The sequence below is a fragment of the Colwellia sp. 6_MG-2023 genome, from assembly GCF_030547765.1.
GTDB lineage: Bacteria > Pseudomonadota > Gammaproteobacteria > Enterobacterales > Alteromonadaceae > Colwellia.
Genome location: NZ_JAUOPP010000006.1, coordinates 96,305 through 113,940, shown reverse-complemented (window position 1 = coordinate 113,940; position 17,636 = coordinate 96,305). Strand labels below are relative to the sequence as shown.

At 35.9% G+C, this 17,636-nt stretch carries 11 protein-coding genes; 5 read left to right on the top strand and 6 right to left on the bottom strand.

Features of this window, described 5'->3' with window-relative positions:
- Positions 1–53: 53 nt before the first annotated feature.
- On the bottom strand, positions 54–2,504 hold the full coding sequence (locus Q4503_RS05840) for a DNA polymerase II (RefSeq protein WP_303601670.1): 2,451 nt from the start codon (positions 2,502–2,504) through the stop codon (positions 54–56).
- Positions 2,505–2,594: 90 nt separating this feature from the next.
- On the opposite strand from Q4503_RS05840, the gene dinG reads away from it, so the two are divergent.
- Complete coding sequence (gene dinG / locus Q4503_RS05835) at positions 2,595–4,724, top strand: ATP-dependent DNA helicase DinG (RefSeq protein ID WP_303601669.1); 2,130 nt, start codon at positions 2,595–2,597, stop codon at positions 4,722–4,724.
- Between the two features lie 20 nt (positions 4,725–4,744).
- Here the strand turns inward: dinG and Q4503_RS05830 are convergent, their stop codons facing one another.
- From Q4503_RS05830 to Q4503_RS05820, 3 genes are all read right to left on the bottom strand, one after another.
- On the bottom strand, positions 4,745–5,932 hold the full coding sequence (locus Q4503_RS05830; RefSeq protein ID WP_303601668.1) for a YbfB/YjiJ family MFS transporter: 1,188 nt from the start codon (positions 5,930–5,932) through the stop codon (positions 4,745–4,747).
- A 540-nt stretch (positions 5,933–6,472) separates the two neighbouring features.
- Positions 6,473–7,093 carry a PEP-CTERM sorting domain-containing protein gene (locus Q4503_RS05825; protein WP_303601667.1) on the bottom strand — a complete coding sequence of 207 codons (621 nt, stop codon included), beginning with the start codon at positions 7,091–7,093 and terminating at the stop codon, positions 6,473–6,475.
- 146 nt (positions 7,094–7,239) lie between these two features.
- Positions 7,240–7,878: a PEP-CTERM sorting domain-containing protein gene (locus Q4503_RS05820; RefSeq protein ID WP_303601666.1), complete on the bottom strand. Its 639-nt coding sequence runs from the start codon at positions 7,876–7,878 to the stop codon at positions 7,240–7,242.
- A gap of 403 nt (positions 7,879–8,281) precedes the next feature.
- On the opposite strand from Q4503_RS05820, the gene Q4503_RS05815 reads away from it, so the two are divergent.
- Both Q4503_RS05815 and Q4503_RS05810 read left to right on the top strand, forming a co-directional pair.
- Positions 8,282–9,154 (top strand): alpha/beta fold hydrolase, encoded by an 873-nt coding sequence (locus Q4503_RS05815; protein WP_303601665.1) that lies wholly within the window; start codon positions 8,282–8,284, stop codon positions 9,152–9,154.
- 85 nt (positions 9,155–9,239) lie between these two features.
- Complete coding sequence (locus Q4503_RS05810) at positions 9,240–10,715, top strand: Fic family protein (RefSeq protein WP_303601664.1); 1,476 nt, start codon at positions 9,240–9,242, stop codon at positions 10,713–10,715.
- Between the two features lie 298 nt (positions 10,716–11,013).
- Here the strand turns inward: Q4503_RS05810 and Q4503_RS05805 are convergent, their stop codons facing one another.
- Entirely contained in the window at positions 11,014–12,009 is a 996-nt protein-coding gene (locus Q4503_RS05805; RefSeq protein WP_159820818.1) for a helix-turn-helix transcriptional regulator, read from the bottom strand.
- Between the two features lie 126 nt (positions 12,010–12,135).
- Between Q4503_RS05805 and Q4503_RS05800 the strand changes: the two genes are divergently transcribed.
- Both Q4503_RS05800 and Q4503_RS05795 read left to right on the top strand, forming a co-directional pair.
- Positions 12,136–13,797, top strand: a complete 1,662-nt coding sequence (locus Q4503_RS05800) for an FAD-dependent oxidoreductase (protein ID WP_303601663.1) — start codon at positions 12,136–12,138, stop codon at positions 13,795–13,797.
- Positions 13,797–15,533: a thiamine pyrophosphate-binding protein gene (locus Q4503_RS05795; RefSeq protein ID WP_303601662.1), complete on the top strand. Its 1,737-nt coding sequence runs from the start codon at positions 13,797–13,799 to the stop codon at positions 15,531–15,533. The genes Q4503_RS05800 and Q4503_RS05795 overlap by 1 nt, the downstream gene beginning before the upstream one ends.
- On the opposite strand, the gene Q4503_RS05790 is transcribed toward Q4503_RS05795, so the two are convergent.
- The gene (locus Q4503_RS05790) at positions 15,534–17,558 is read right to left on the bottom strand and encodes a tetratricopeptide repeat-containing sulfotransferase family protein (protein ID WP_303601661.1); all 2,025 of its coding nucleotides are present in this window, start codon (positions 17,556–17,558) and stop codon (positions 15,534–15,536) included.
- Between the last annotated feature and the right edge of the window lie 78 nt (positions 17,559–17,636).

Sequence of the window (17,636 nt, the reverse complement as noted above, 5' to 3'; positions counted from 1 at the left end):
TAAAAATAGCGGCTAAAATATCAAATCAGTATGAGATAACGAACAACAATCGATTAAAATAAATTAATTTGCTTACTAACAATCTCATCAAAAGATTTCCCGAGAAAAGGTAAAACATCATCGGCTATTGGCTTAATCTGTTTATCGATATAATGCTCATAATCTAAATTTCCTTTCGATAACTCTATTGGCATTACACCATTTAAGGTCATCACATATTCAATAATACTTCTTTTTCTATACTTAGGTGATTGACCTGAGTCTATTGAAGCTTTATTAGCAATTAAACATGCCTTAATATGAGGTGGCGTATTAACATAATCGTTAAGATCTCTTCTTATTTTTTTCATATAAACTAGATTATTATCATGCTTTCCAGCCCTTATCTCGCTCAATAGAGTACAAATGTACTCATCTATAGGTAAATCATCAAATACTCGTCTGAACAATTCTTGCTGGAACACTTTACTCGCTTGAGTCCAGTCACTTCTAACCGTTTCTAGTCCTTTAAAAATTAATTTTCCATCACTTAACCCAACATACCTTTTTTTCGTACCAACCTTTTGTCCTTTAATTGCTTCCTGTCCACGAATTGTTGGCATTAAAAATTTGGTGAAGTGTGTTTCAAATTCAATTTCTAAATCACAAGGTAAGTCAAAAACTGCTTTTATATAATGTTGCCACTTTGCATTAATAAAGCCTTGTAAATCTCGACCTAAACTTTTACATTCAGCAGCAGCTCTATCATCACCAACATGCACAAAGATTGAATCGGTATCACCGTAAATAACACGAAAACCATGTTCTTCAATCCAGTGAGTTGTCTTTTTTAAAATTTCATGACTACGTTTAGTAATAGAGCCAGAAAGCCTAGGATCAAAAAAACGACACCCTGTTGAGCCTAAAACACCATAAAAACTGTTCATGATAATTTTAATTGCTTGTGACAATGCCGCATTTTTCTGCAATTTCGCCTTATCTCGCTCTAACCAAAGTGAAGTGATTATATCGGGTAAAAAATGTTTATCGCGCGAAAAATACGCGCCATCAAACCCCTCTACCACTTTTTTATTTTGAACGGGTAACGTGGTATTAGCTTCTTCTTTTTCGACAACTAATAAGCCTTCAACTAATCCCATAGGATCTATCTTAAAACTTCGAATAATACTCGGATATAGTGATTTAAAATCGAGCACTAACACATTGCTATACAGACCAGGTATTGAATTCATAACATAGCCACCGGGAGATATTAAGCCAGAAACACCGTCTCCCATATTAGGCGCGACATAACCACTACGGTGAAGTTTAGGTAAGTAAAGGTTAGTAAAAGCGGCAACAGAGCCACCTATTCTGTCAATTGCTAATCCGGTTAATTGCGCACGCAATTGGGCAAATTCTAATAATTGAGTTTTTTCAAAAATTAGCCATACTAATCGGCAATCTTCAAGGTTATAAGCCGCCAATGCTGGTTTATTATTTAAAAAATTATCGGTGATTTCATCAACTCTATTTTCAACATTATCAACTTTTTTCCCTATACCTAATAACGTATTGGCAACGTTGTCTAGGGAAAAACTAGGAAAGCTATAGGTTGCTGTTTTAAGTAAATCAATACCGTCAAGCACGACTCTGCCAGCAATTTCAATAAACTGCTGATCAGTATTATTACTGTTAGTTCGCCAGCGAGGTTCACTACCATCACGTCCAATGGAAAATTTTACTTGATGAAGATCGCAACGTTTTTGTAATAAACGAAAGTCAAAATTAATCACATTCCAACCAATAAAAATATCAGCATCAATAATGTCTACTTGCTTAATGAGTTCAATGAGTAACTCTTTTTCATTGGCAACCCAAACAATATAAGATTCGGCATCATACTGAGGATCACCTATCATTAAAACACGCTTCAATTCTTCATTATTATTAGCATAAAGACCAATTGAATAAAGCTCTCCTGCCATAGAACATTCAATATCAAGTGATAACATACTCAAATGAATTGCTAACGGCTGCGCTGACTTTTTACACTTAACTTTAAGAGGATTAAGATAAGTGTTATGTGTTTCGTGATTCATGCTATTACGGCTAAATAAAAAATCTATATCAGCAGTAATAAATCGCTCCATTAAATAACGATCATCAGGACGTATATCATCTTCATAACACTTAATTTTTTTTGCTCTAAGACATTCTCGCGCACGATAAAATTGCGATAAATTAGCAAAATAAAATCCATGAACATATAGTTGAGTAAAGGTTTTTAATTCTAATAACTGCTGCTTAACAAGCGATATTCCTTGGTGTTGTAATATAGCCTCTGCTTGCTTTGCCTGCGGTTGCTCAACAAAAAAAACGGCTAATTCATTATAAATAACAAGTTTTTGTGCTCCTTTTTCAGTTTTTAACCACAATGTTATCTGTAAATCGTTACCTTTATCTTGCACTTGGCGACTAAGTAAAAAGCCCTGTTGTATTTGTTGTGGCAGATTAGTTTGCATATTTTTTAAAATTAAATAGAGAGAAAAAACAAAGCCTGTTAATATATACAGCAGTGTACTTTATAATCTTACCTTTGGAAACTGCCTTAAATGCTAACTGACAAGTTAAAACTCATAATCCGTCAATCATATAAAGCAATTGGTGAGAATTTAAGTAACTTTAACCCTAGAAAGCAACAAACGTTTTTGATTGCTGAAATAGCAAAAACCTTAGCCGGTGAATACAGTAAAGATAGAAAAATTATCGCGATAGAAGCTGGCACGGGTACAGGTAAATCTCTTGCTTATAGTTTAGGTGCTATTCCTTTAGCCTTAGCGCGTGACAAAAAAGTTTGTATTTCTACTGCAACCGTAGCATTACAAGAGCAACTGGTTGATAAAGACTTACCTTTTTTAAAAAAATATGCCGGCTTAAAATTTGATTTTGCCTTAGTTAAAGGCCGACAACGTTATGTATGCAGACAAAAACTAACACAAGCTGTCGCGACTGATTCCCCTCAAGCAGGTTTTACTTTTGCTGAAAAACCACAAGCGAGCGATATTCGTACATTAAATGCTATGCATAAGGCATTAACTGACGGCTCTTGGCACGGTGACATAGATTCATGGAAAAGCCCTATCCCGCACCATATTTGGTCTCAAGTACAAAGTGATAAACATAGTTGTTTAAAAACGTTATCAGAACATCATCACTGCCCATTTCATAAAGCTCGAGAAACAATGGAACAGGCTCACGTGTTAGTCGTCAATCATAGCTTATTGTTAGCGGACCTTGAATTAGGTGGCGGTAAAATATTATCCCCTCCCGATGAAACTTTTTATATTATTGATGAAGCGCACCATTTACCTAAAGTGACCCGAGACCATTCGAGTGCAAGCGTTACCTTACGTGGTGCTATTGATTGGCTAACTAAGTTAAGGGAGACGGGTGATAAAATGGCGAAGTTGATTAAATCTCAACGTGCTATTTCTCCGGCATTAAAGCTTAGCGATGACTGCCAAGATTTATTAATAGAAATGCAGAAAGTACTTACGTTTGTTGATAATAATGCAAAAACCTATTTTCTAGAAAATAATGCCACAGACAATAGCAATAATTTCAAAAACAATGACGATAAGGTTTACCGCTTCGACAATGGCATAATTCCTAAATCATTAAAAAATTGGGCTGAAGATTGTAATGAATTAAGCAAAAAATCATTAAGCCACTTAAACAAACTTTATAATGCCTTAATTGAAGCAGTAAAAGATGGTGATTGCCAAATGTATCTTGCTGAGCCTGTTTTAAGTGAGGCTGGCTTTATGATACAAAGGTTAGAAAATTTACAGTCGCTTTGGCACATGTACGCTAAAACAGACAGTGATAAAGCTGCACCAATGGCAAGGTGGATTCAAATTCAAGATCCTGTTAAAGCTAGTGCTCGACAAGACTATTTATTGTGTGCTTCGCCAATAGAAGTCGGATTTACGTTAGAAGATAAACTTTGGAGTCAATGTGAAGGCGCTGTATTATGCTCAGCGACATTACTTGCCTTAAATTCCTTTGATAACTTTCGTTTTCAAGCTGGTTTAAGAAACGATGATGGTAGCCAGTATCAACAGGTAACGTCACCATTTGATTATCAAAATAATGCTCAACTGGTTGTTGCAAAAATGACGAACGAACCAAGTGCCATGCAATTCACCGACGAACTGATAGATAAACTACCTAAGTATTTAGAGCAAGGTAGTGCCAGCTTAGTACTTTTTTCTTCTTATTGGCAAATGGAAAAAGTTGCACAAGCGTTACGAGAAAAAAATCAACTTGATATTGCGGTACAGGGAGAGCATTCTCGCCAACATATCATTGAAAAACATAAGAAGAATTGTGACAACAATAAAAACAGTATTATTTTTGGCACACAAAGCTTTTCTGAAGGTTTAGATTTACCTGGTAATTACTTAAACAATTTAATTATCACAAAGCTGCCTTTTTCTGTACCAACCTCTCCCGTTGAACAAGCTCAAGCCGAATATATTACGGCAAAAGGAGGCAATCCTTTTATGTCATTATCAGTACCTGACACGTCTAAAAAACTTGTACAAGCCTGTGGGCGATTATTGCGTAATGAAAAAGACGAAGGCGTAATCACTTTGATGGATAAACGGGTAGTAACTAAAAGATACGGTAAGCAATTACTTGACTCTTTACCACCATTTGAACGTGTAATTGAAAGATAGAAAACACCATAGTAAAGATACTATTGAGCAGTATCTTTAGCTTCTTTATAATTAATTTTTGCATAAGTTAATAGTAAAATACCCATAGTAACAATGGTCGCGGTTAAATATAACGCCTCATTATAATTACCAAATTGTTTTATTAATGCAACTGAATATAATGGACCTAAAATTTGCCCTATGCCATAAGCAGATGTAATTGCTCCCATAATAAACACAGGATTTTTCTTAGAAAGTTGACCACCAAAATTCATAAATAAAGACACTAATCCGATAAAGGTAGCACCAAAAAGCAAACCACTAATAAGGTTCATTACAATATTGCTAGAAAGGGTAGGAATTATAATACCAACAATCTGTAATAGCATAGCAACAATCATAATATTAATGCTGCCAAAACGGTGTGCTAAACGCATCCATATAATACATGATGGAACACCAGCAATACCTACTGCTAACCAGACATATCCACCATAGCCGTCTAGCCCTTGTAACGAATTGACAATGTCGGGTAGAAAAGTTGCTTGTACAACCATACCAATACCTTCGGTAAAATAAGCCAATATTAAAATGATCACCATCGGAGAAAATAACGACTTATCAAATTTGTGTTTAACCACTTCATTGTTAGGCTGTTTATCAAACCGTAAAACATAAGCGGAATAACACGATAACAATGCTCCTAATATCGCTAAGATGATCCATGCATCTTGCCAATTTCCGCCAGCATAAAATACGCCCCTCATAACCAGATCAGTAATGAGTATTGAAAAGCCTAAACCACTAAAGTGTATCCCCATCGCTTTGGTTTTATTTACCGACTTTAGCTTTAACATGACAACGGCCGATCCTACAACCAAGGCCATTGCTGCTCCAAACCCAGCAAATAGCCTTGCAATAAACCAGATTGTACTATTGTCAGTAACGCCTAAAATAAAAGAGGAGATGACACAAATAAACAGTCCAAACCTGAAGTATTTAACTTTAGAATGAATATCTTTAATAAAAACAGAGAAAATAGAGCCAGTTAAATAGCCGACATAGTTGATGGAAGCCAGCACGCCAGCATAGGCAATAGTAATACTATCTTCTAACATTGCAGGTAGCAGCGAAGTAAACACAAAACGAGCCACGCCAACGCCTACAATAAGCGCAAATATACCTGCTAATAAAATAGCACTGTTACTCTCTCGATTAAATATAAGCATACTTCCCCATATATTTTTTTACGGTATATTACAGTCTATAACCAATTAAGTTGCATAAAGAAATCATTAATAATGATAAGTGGTATATAAAATACAAATTTAATCGATAAATTAGATAAGCTAGATAAAATAGTTAACATATTTCAATTAACGTATTTCATTGATGAATTTGTATCTTTCTAGTTTATTTTTAGGTTGTTGCAATAAATTAATATTATTGACAACACTTTCCTCAATTCTTCGATTATTAACTTTCTACGAAAAAAGATAACAACCATAAATTCACCTAAAATTTAACGTGAAAGTTTAACGTGGACAGAAAATTTAACGTGATTTAACGTGGATATGATTTAACGTGGACACCCACCTTTATTTATAAACAAAATTAAAGCAGGTGGAAGATAAAATCGCTAGGCGAGGGCTAATTTTTCAAAACTAACATAGCGGTCTATATTAGTTTTGAAGGCCAATAATACCAACTTACTTACGCGATCAACCTCACTGGTTATTGGTTATTGATTTTAAACAAGCAATATTTATTTAAGACTCCTTATTGCAACGACGCAATGTCAAACCTATTAACCCTAATGCAAAAATAGTCAGTGTCGTTGGCTCTGTTACCGCTTGCAACGGCTTAGGGCTGCTCCATACTGCGTAAGTTGAGGAGTTAGAAATACCGGTATTTAAACCTATACCCACTGTAAAAGGACTCGTTGTGTCCCAATTAGGATTGCTATTATTTAATGCCATTACGCCAAAGAGTGTGTTATTTGTATTACTTTTGTATGGCGTGATTACAAAACAATCATTGTAGGTATCACTACTGCAACCAAAAGTTAAATCAGGTAACGAATCAAATAAACCATCAACTGAATCTACAAAGACATCATTTAATAATGCCAATGATGCGACTTTACTTTCTTCTTCGGTTTGCCAGGAAAAATCGCTCTGTTCATCACATCCGCTAAACAAGTCAGGACAAGTGCCATCAACAAAGCTTACATCATAAAGCTTACCGTTGATGTTTATATTAGAAGCACCTAATAACTTACCGCTGGTCAGATCTATATTCAACATGAGCGTCGCATTGGCCAAGTTAAATAAACTACAGGCCGATATGAGCAAAGATAATATCATTACTTTAAAATATACTTTTTCCATTTTATTTTTTCCTTATGAACTTAACTCAATGTAACTTGGATGAATTTAACTTAGACACCCATTTTTATTTATAATCAAAATGGGTGTCTAAGTTAGTTAGGCTAAACGGATGAAGTAATTTCTATATTCAGCACTAACGGTAGTGCTTAGATGCTTATTTTATGACGAGATACCAATAACATTATACCGAATGCTAAAATGGCAAATGTTGATGGTTCAGGTACCTCGTGTATTATCGGATCAGCGATTGAATCATCAATAATCTCAACCCAATTAGGAGAGCTACCAAAATCTTTTGAACCATGTGCCCCGCCACCACCGCCACTACCGCCACCAGTGTCAGGTTCAATGTCTCTGCAGTTTATACTGCCGGTTATTGCACCAAATACACAACCTGTTTCCCATGCGGTTACTAATGGATCACTAAAACTGAGCGATTCAAAGAAAAACTTACCTGCTGTAATTTCAAAATCATTGTTAATAAGAGTACCTGAAAGACTATCGATACTATTAATATCAGTAACTGAAAATCCACTGAATAAATCGGTATCGAAGTATTCGAAAGAAACAAAATTAGTGAGTAAAATGGCATCGCCCCAAGTATAATCGACTAACTCTAATATTGCCTCAGCGGTTCCATATGAACCATCAGCGTTTGCATAGCAATCTTGGCATTGCCCAGTAAAATAATATGAGGTGATAATTCCGGCATTAGCAAATGGCACAATAATCATGAGTATGATTACGGCATAAATTTTACTCAAATAATTTTTAATATTTTGCATGGAAACTCTCTTTTAATGATTAATTAATTTTTTAATTGTAATCATTATCCTCAAATATTTTATTTAGTCCTTACGCTTTCCTTACCATTATCAATAAATCATATAGTCATCTGATATATATATTAATATTAAATAAAAAATTAAATTTTAGTCACATGCTAAATGCGCTTTTTAAGTTTTTAATCTTTTATAAATATCTTTAGTACTAATAAGAAATTATATATAGCAATGTATTAAGTTATTTGTTAAAAAAAAGGACTCATTAAGTACATGAGCGTGGCATCGGCAGAAATATGCGCGACGAGCGCACTATAAAATTGCTAGTTGCAAAACGTCTAATTCAGTTACGGAGTATCAAATCATTAAGATTACATTAATTATAATTTTATCGTTATTTCTAAATATGACCAATGCGAGTGAATGGGTAGATACAACACAGCACAAAATACATTACGTAGAAATGGGCGACAATATAAAATTGGAGGTGGTTGATTGGGGTGGAAAAGGTACTACTCTTGTATTTCTTGCTGGCCTTGCACTTAATGCCCATACATTTGACCCATTAGTTTCTTCGTTTGTTGATTCATATAGAGTTATCGGTATAACTCGTGTAGGTCATGGAAACTCAGAATCTCGCAATGAAAATTATTCAACAGCTAGGTTAGCCAAAGACATAATTACTATTTTAAATAAAATGAATATTGATAATGCTATTTTTGCAGGTCACTCTTTTGCAGGAGGTGAGTTAAATCATCTTGGAAGGCATTTTCCAGAAAGAGTAAAAGGCCTAATTTATATTGATGCTATTCAAGATTTAAATTATATGGACAGCCACTTAGCAGTGTGCCCAGATTTAGGTTACGCAACAATAGATATATTAAAGTATCAAGATAATTTCTATAATACACAAAGAGTTAAAAATACTGATGGTAGCTATTTACCATATGCTGACCTCTCAGTTTTGGGGAGGTTCTTTACTGAAGAAGAAGAACGCCATTACTCTGGAATTGAAGCACCTGCGATTGCAATTAGTCATATACCAGAACAAACAAAAGACTTTTTCATTGGCCTAGGTAATCCTAGCCAGAAGTGTTTTGAAGAAATGAACAAGCTAACTTACCTTGGTATCGCTAGTTTTATAAAAGATAAACAAAATGCAGATGTGGCAGCTATTCAGAATAGCCAACACATGATACATATGGCCACGCCTGAAAAACTTGTTATGGTAATGAAAAGTTGGCTTGCGAGAACATTTGCAATTAACAAGAATAACTAATCTCGTTATTATGGGTGGCCTGATAAGTTTACTGAATATTTTTCTGGCCAATTCATTCTTCTTAAAAACCAGGGCAACAATTTAAATGATAAGCATTGATGAAGTATATTCACTTGACGGTCGTGATTCTATCAAAGAATTAGAGAGGTCAAAGGAGCAGATTAATGATCTAAATGTTTCAAACTCGGAATTATTAGATCTTGCCGATGATATGTTCAGAGTGGGAAGCAAATCACACCTTAGATCGTTAAACCCATTAATTCGACAAGACTTAGGCTTGCAGCTTCAGTACATGACTCGTTCTGACGCTGAACTTCAATCGAATTATCAAGAATTGAAAAACAAATACGTTAGCCTTGGTAAAAGTTTTTCTTCAATTAGTTTTCTTTTTGATCTTGTCAGTCAAGATTTTACTCTGCTTGATATTGTGTTAATGCATGAGCTGTTGATGGATGATGGACAGTTTCGAACGAATGATGTTTATATACAATCGGCTGATGGTTCAAAACAGATTTTCCCTGCTGTCGATATTGAAGAGAAACTAGAAACTTTATTCGATTGGTATTATTCAATTATTAGTAAAGAGTCAATTTCAAGTTCGGTAATCGCCACACTCTTTCATTATTATTTTGTAGTAATTCACCCTTTTACAGATGCAAATGGAAGAGTGTCAAGACTGTTTCTTAATCTTATTTTAATAAAAGACGGTCTATTTCCTATAGTAATTCCAGACAATATTAGGAAACCATATTACGAATCTTTAGTAGCCGCAGATTCGGGTGATTTTGCAGCGCTAGTAGACCTTATTGCTGGACTTCAAAAAGTCAAAACCGATGAGTATCTAAAGCTTGCAAGCGAACTATCTGCGCTAGAACAAGAAATAGATTGCCTAGTTCTAACAGAAGATGGCAACACAGAAATGATTGAAAAGCTGCTTGAATTTCATGATTTCGATCTAAATAAGACTGCAATCGAGTCTTATTATGGAAAAGACAATATAGCTTCGGCAGTATTTCTGGCTCGTAAGATGAAAGAAAAAAATACTAATGTTAAGCATATTATTTTTCACCGCGACAGAGACAATGAGCAACCCCAGAAACTTAAACAGACCCTAAATAAATTTATAAAGGGTAATGGGCTAAGCAATTGTTCTACTGCTTTTATTACTAAGCTCTATGATATGGAGAGCTACTTTATAAATGCTCGCCACATATCAGAGACATACCCCCAAATAGAGCTTGAGCGCTCTGAAGAGCTTATTGAGCTGGCGACTGTTGAAGCCAGTGAGGTATCAAAAAAGAAGCTAAGAATTGCGTATTTTGAATACGGTAAATTTGGAAAAATTGCCGATCCTGAGGAAAGATCCATTGAAATAAATTCACTTTACGAATCTGACACTAAACAATATAGGTATGGAAAGGAGGTTCTGTTCGAGTTGGAAGCGCTTATAGCTAGAGAAATCGGTGAACCTGAGAAAGTGAGTTTAGTTAAAAAAAGCCAGTATATAAAAATAGAAGAATTTAGAAATGTAAGTTCTCTACTTAATAATGGCAATACATAAATCGGGTAGCCGGAGGTTTCTACCCACCAGCCCCCACACCACCCTGTATGAGGCTCCGCACAGGGCGGTTCATTAACCATGATGGATTTTGACCCAAATATTTCTAAGTGACAATAAACCTGCATTGGCTAAATACTCATTGCTCAATGCCTGATTTATCCCTTTGGTTTTCGCATTTCCCCATAACCCTTTTCTGGTCGTTTTTGCAGTGACATAGTTACTTTGGCCACCTGCTTAGCGATGTTGTTATGCATTTCATATCAACACAGCCACCCTTTAGATTATGTTAACAACTTAATTATGTTAACAACTTAAATAACTCACTTTTACTGCCAATATTCAGTTTTTGATAAATGCGGTAAAGGTGGTTTGACACCGTTGACGGAGAAAGCCCTAACTCTTTTGCTGCTTCTTTAAACGTTAATCCTTTCGCGAGTATTTGTACAACTTCATGTTCCCTAATCGATAAACTATCTAAAGGGCCTTGTGGCCAAATTTCAACAATGATTAAATCATTAAAGGGTTGGAGTTCAACTTGCAGTCCATCTACCGCATAACTTTTTCTAGCTAGATCTAAAGCAAAAGGTAATTTCAGTAAACTGCTCTCCAATTCAGTTTTGTTAGCATAATTCTCTTCAAGTAAATCAATAAAGCTACTTTGTACTTGATGAAAGTAACCTTGTTTATCACAAATCGCTTTATGACTATTAGAATGTAATTTACTGTTAGTTATTGTCGTTTGGTTATCATCAGTACGTGCAAGTTGTAAGAAAAGTGCATGTCTCGCTGCGGTGAGTAAATGATATAGCGCTTGTTTTTGTATTTGTTTATCTTGATCAGAAAAAGGCTTGTTACGCTTAAATCGATATAAGCTTAACAATGTAAATAACCCTGTTCGGTCATCAAGGTGAATTGATGATAAAACTCTTTCTATATTGTGTGGTTTAAAGCAAGTTAGATAAATTTCAGAACGATAAAAGTCTTCATCAGCCATTAAATCACGCATATCTATTGGTGAGCCTAAATTCTCAAACAGACTATTTACCAGAGGGTTTATTGACAAATTATCAAGTAAACACTGCGCTAATGATTCAGGTACATTTATCAAGGTATGATTATGAAAACGAACCGTTTGTTGATGTCCGTTACTCCAAATAGCTCCGTCAAAACTAATTAAGTGTTGTAGCTTTGATAATGCCCAATCACGATATTCAGATAAATCAATTTTACTGGTGCCTAAATAAAGATCACTAATAAACCGGTTCAATTTATCTTGTTCAATAATAACAGTCACAAGTAAAGAGCCTGATACACGTTAGCGATTTTTTTATCGAGTCGATTCATTGGGTAATTTTTACTATAGCGTTAAAAAAATGACGAGCTATGATAATGCTATGGCAACCAAAGTGATGCAAGAAATATGTCTAATGACAAGAACAAAAATACAGATGGCATGAATAGTAATAACAGCAAAGCAACTTACGACACTATTATTATTGGCGCAGGTATTGCTGGCCTAACCGCAGCACTCGAATTAGCAAAAGCCGATAAACAAATACTGATACTTGATGCACAAGATGAAACAAAGGTTGGAGGCTTAGCCAGGAGTGCATTTGGCGGTATGGCGTTGATAGGCACGCCAGAACAACAGCGAAGTAATATTATCGACTCACCAGCCATAGCATTAAAAGATTGGCATGATTTTGCTCATTTCTCCCAAGATGATATTTTCCCAAAACAATGGGCGAAGCTTTATGTGGAAAGCAGTTATCAAGATATTTACCACTATGTTAAAGATCTCGGTGTTAAGTTTTTACCGGCAGTAAATTGGGTTGAACGAGGCTTATACTCAGGCGGTAACTCAGTACCTCGTTACCATGTAATTTGGGGAACATCACTAGAGCTTGTTAATAAAATGCTGCTTGCGATTGCTCCCTTTAAAAATAAAAACATTCACTTTAATTTTAATTGCAAAGTTAACAAACTTATTAAGTCTGATGAAGCGGTTATTGGCTGCCAAGACACTAACAGTAACCTGTACTTTGCTGATAACACTATCGTAGCAAGCGGTGGTTTTACCGGTAATTTAGCAAAAGTAAAAGAACATTGGCCTAAACACTTTGCACCAGCACCTGAAAACCTATTAAACGGCACTCACCCCAGTTGTGATGGCGCCATGCATGACGAAGTTAATAGTATCGGCGGAAATCTTACCCATTTAGATAAAATGTGGAATTATGCTGCCGGCATCCCTCACCCTAAAGCAACATTTAACCAACAAGGTTTAAGTTTAATTCCTTGTAAATCGGCTCTTTGGCTTGATAGCAACGGAAAACGAATTGGTCCAGCCCCTATGGTAACTGGATTCGATACCCATGAATTATGTCGGCGTATGAGTGAACAAAAAGACGGCTATGCATGGCAAGTACTTAATTGGAAAATAGCCAGTAAAGAGTTTGCTGTTTCAGGCGCAGAGCATAATCCAATGATCCGTGATAAAAAATTATTTACTATGCTAAAAGAAACTTTATTAGGGAATCATCGACTAGTAAAACAGATGCAAGAAGAGTGTGACCACTTTATCGTTGCGAATACTGTTAGTGAATTAACTAATAAAATGAATGCATTAACTCAAAAAAAACGTGTTAATAACGAAGTTTTACAACAAACATTAGACGATTACGATGCCATTTTATCTCGACCTTCATCACAATGGAATGATGATCAAATAAGACGAATAGAACATGCTAGAAAATGGAAAGCAGATAAATTAAGAACATGTAAACCACATCCTATTCAAGACGAAAAACACGGCCCTCTCATTGCTATTAAAGTAGCACTGATCAGTCGAAAAAGTTTAGGGGGTATTCAAACAAATCTAAACTCTCAAGTAGTCAACCAACATGCCCAACCAATAACCGGTTTATATGCTATTGGCGAAGCATCTGGATTTGGTGGTGGCGGCTCAAATGGTGAAAAATCTTTAGAAGGTACTTTTTTAGCCGGTTGCATACTAACCGCTCAGCAAGCCGCAAAAAATATCAATAACTTAACGAGTATAAACACACAGGGAACCAAATAATGAAAAAAACAGCTGCATGGTTAACACGATACGCGTTAGAACAAATTGGCGTAAAATATACTTTTGGTATTCCTGGGGTTCACAATACTGAACTTTACGATGAATTAAATAATTCTGATCTAATTACACCCAACCTAGTCATGCACGAAGGTCATGGTGGTTTTATGGCTGATGCGATTAGTAGAGTCACTGATTCCATTGGCACATTAGTTATCGTTCCTGCTGCCGGCGTTACCCACGCAGCAAGTGGCATTGCTGAAGCTTATCTTGATGGTATACCTATGCTTGTTATTACTGGCGGTATTCGTAACGACTCCAAATTTGATTATCAACTCCATGAACTAGACCAACTTAAACTTGTTGCAGGATTTACCAAAGCAGCGTTTAAAATCAACAACCATGATGAGGTTATCGACACTATCTATAAAGCTTATGATATCGCGACCTCAGGAGAGCCTGGTCCGGTATTTATCGAAATCCCTGTAAACTTACAACTTGATAAAGCAGCAATTAATGCATTACCAACTTACGTTAAGCCCGAACAAGCAGCTTTATCAGCGAGTATGCTAACGCAAATTGAAAATGCAGCTCAGATGCTAATGAAAGCGAAAAATCCTGCTATCTTTGCGGGCTGGGGCGCGGCTCATGCGAGTAGTACCTTAATTGAGATTAGTGAAGTGATTGGCAGCCCTGTTGCGACGACTATGCAAGGAATCAGTGTATTTCCGGCAAACCATCCGTTACATACAGGGTTTTGTTTTGGCCCTGCCGCTGTCCCTGCGGCTCAAAATGCATTTGATAATGCTGATTGTGTGCTAGCTATTGGTACGCGTTTCGGAGAAATAGCGACCGGCAGCTTTGGTGGTCAATTACCGCAAAATTTAATTCATATCGATATCAACCCTGATGTTTTCGATGCCAATTATAAAAGTGCAATTGCTATTGAAGGTGATGCTAAACAAATTTGTCAACAACTGCTTAGCACGCTAAAAACTTTAGGAGTAACTACAGATTTTTCTGAGACAGCTAAAAAAATTGCGGCGGATAAAAAATCTTATCGTGAAACATGGTATCAACATGACTCAAAAGAGAAGGTAAATCCAGCTCTATATTTTGACGAGCTTAGAGCACAACTTAGTGATGATGCTCATATTGTTGTGGACGATGGCAATCATACATTTTTAACAGCTGAGCTGATGCCTATTCACCAAGCCTATGGTTTTATTTCACCTACAGATTTCAACTGTATGGGTTATGCGACGCCAGCAGCTATTGCGGTGAAAATGGCTAAGCCACAACAAGAAGTGCACGCTATTGTTGGCGACGGTGCGTTTATGATGACGGCAACTGAATTAGCGACTGCAGTTAGCCAAAATTTAGGGCTTGTTATCGGTGTATTTAACGATGGGGAGCTATCTCAAATAGCACAAGCACAGCAAATTCCTTACAACCGAAAAACATGTACAGTATTACCACAAACTAAACTTAAAGGCCTAGCGATGGCAACGGGTGCTGAATATGTACGCATTGAAAATAACAGTGACATTAAAACGGGGTTAACGAAAGCCAGAAGCTTAGCTCAACAAAATAAAACGGTTATTCTAGACATAAATATTGATTATTCTAAAGCAACCGCTTTTACCGAAGGCGCCGTTAAAACCAACTTAACACGTATGCCTCTACCAACCAAAGTACGTATGGTTGGTCGCGCCTTGGTTAGAAAAGTAACCGGATAGCTACTCTTTGCTATGTTCAATATTTAGCACCTTTTTTAAAGGGTCTAAATATTGTTCAAAATGCTTCCATTGTTCGGTAGCGCTTTTATATATCGGCTGTCGAACTTGTTCCGAGCTGGGTGTTTTAATATTACGTTTAGTTTTATGAAAATCAATACATGACTGTTCAAATGGTAGGCCACAAAAATCAAGTATTCGGTGCACTTGTTTATCTAAATCATCAACAACATCTTCATGGTTAACCGTTAAAACAAAATCAGGTAATACTTCATGCCAATGGTTCATTAACTTTAAATAAGCTTGATAGTAACGACCAATATCTTCTAACTTGTAACTAAAATCTTGCCCTTCAGCAAATAATTGCTTAAATCCGCTAAAACAACAAGCCATTGGCGAGCGTCTAGCATCAATAATTTTAGCATTTGGCAGTATTAATCGGATCAAGCCGATATGAAGAAAATTATTAGGCATTTTATCAATAAATAATGGCGCTTGTTCGCGGTAGACACGCGTTTCATCAATAAATTGCTGTCCAAAACGTTTAAAGTAATCTGGGTTAATCTCATGTAAATTTTTAGGATATTGATTTTCTTTATTTGTATCTACGTTTGAATTACGCCCTCTTAACCGAGAAGCTAGACCTAAGATATTATGCAGTTCCATGGTGCCATCTACTTGGCTATGCGAAGCAAGTATTTGTTCAAGCAAAGTAGAGCCTGCCCTTGGCAAACCGACAATAAAAATAGGATCGGGTGAAGCTAAGCCTAAATGACCTCGTTTTTCAAATAATTCTGCAGTGCAGTATTTTATTTGTTCTTCGACTTGTTGTTCTATTTTACTGATATCAAAACCATTTATTTCATTCTGAAGTTTATTGCCTTGTTGATAATATTGAAAGGCTTGTTGGTATTGAGCTCTATCTTCAAAAGCTTTACCTGTAGCGAAGCTCAATTGAATTTCATCTACTATTGGTAAGTTTTTCTTATCTTGTTGCGCTTGCATTTGGGCTATTTCATCATCGCTAAAGCGATAGGTTTTTGTATTCGCTAAACTCCAAAAGGCATCTCCATAACTTGGATTTATTTGATAGGCTTTTTGGTAAGCTAAAACCGCTTGCTTTATTTCACCTTTAGCCTTAAGTGCGTGGCCTAATTGTAAATGAAATCCTGCTATGTTATTTCCTTGTGAAATAGATTGCGAGATAGCTTGCTCAAAAAGAACAATAGCTTCTTCTATTTTACCCAACCCAGTTAACACATTAGCTTTGGCAACTTTAAAAGTAATATTATTGGGCTGAGCATTGAGTAATGTCTCAACTTGCTTTTCAGCCGCTTTATATTTACCTAAGCGAATAAGTAAATTGAGGTACTGAGAACGAGCATAAAGGTGAGTTGGCTCTAGCTCAAGCGCACTAGCGAGAAGAAATTCAGCATCATCATAGACTTTAAGTTCCATCCCTATTTCAGCTAACAAACACATGCCATCAATATGACGCTTATTGTTCTGTAAAAAATGTCGGCAAATCTGCTCTGCTTTTAATAATTTACCTTCATGCATTAATTCAGTGACCGCAAGTAAAGCTGGCGGTAACTTTTTTAATTTTTCTAATTGATTTGCTGTTTTTTGAACATTGCCTTGTTGTCCTGCATCTCGGTACAGTTCAATTAATTCTTGCCAACTTGCCACTAAACTAGGGTTAAGTTTCACAGCATGTTCAAAGGAGCTCATCGCACTTTTAGACTCTCCTAAAGCAAGATTGATAAAACCTTTTTCTTGATTCGCTCGACTGTGATGATCATCAAGCTTAAGTAACGTATTAATACTTGTTAATGCTTGAGCGTAGTTTTTTGCATAACGCTGTGCAACAGCAATTAAATACCATAGCTCAACTTGTTGTACTTTTTCTGTCGTTTTTGTTTGGAGTTTTTTACTTGCTAAAATAGCATCATTGAATTTTGCTGTTTGGATCAATTGTTGAATTGATTTTAATTGTGTTTCAAATGATTGAGGCGATATGGTGTCCAATGACTTAGCTCCGTGAAATATAAGGCTTAATAGCAATTCAATTAATTACTTTGTACTTTATCAATAAAAAACCGCTTG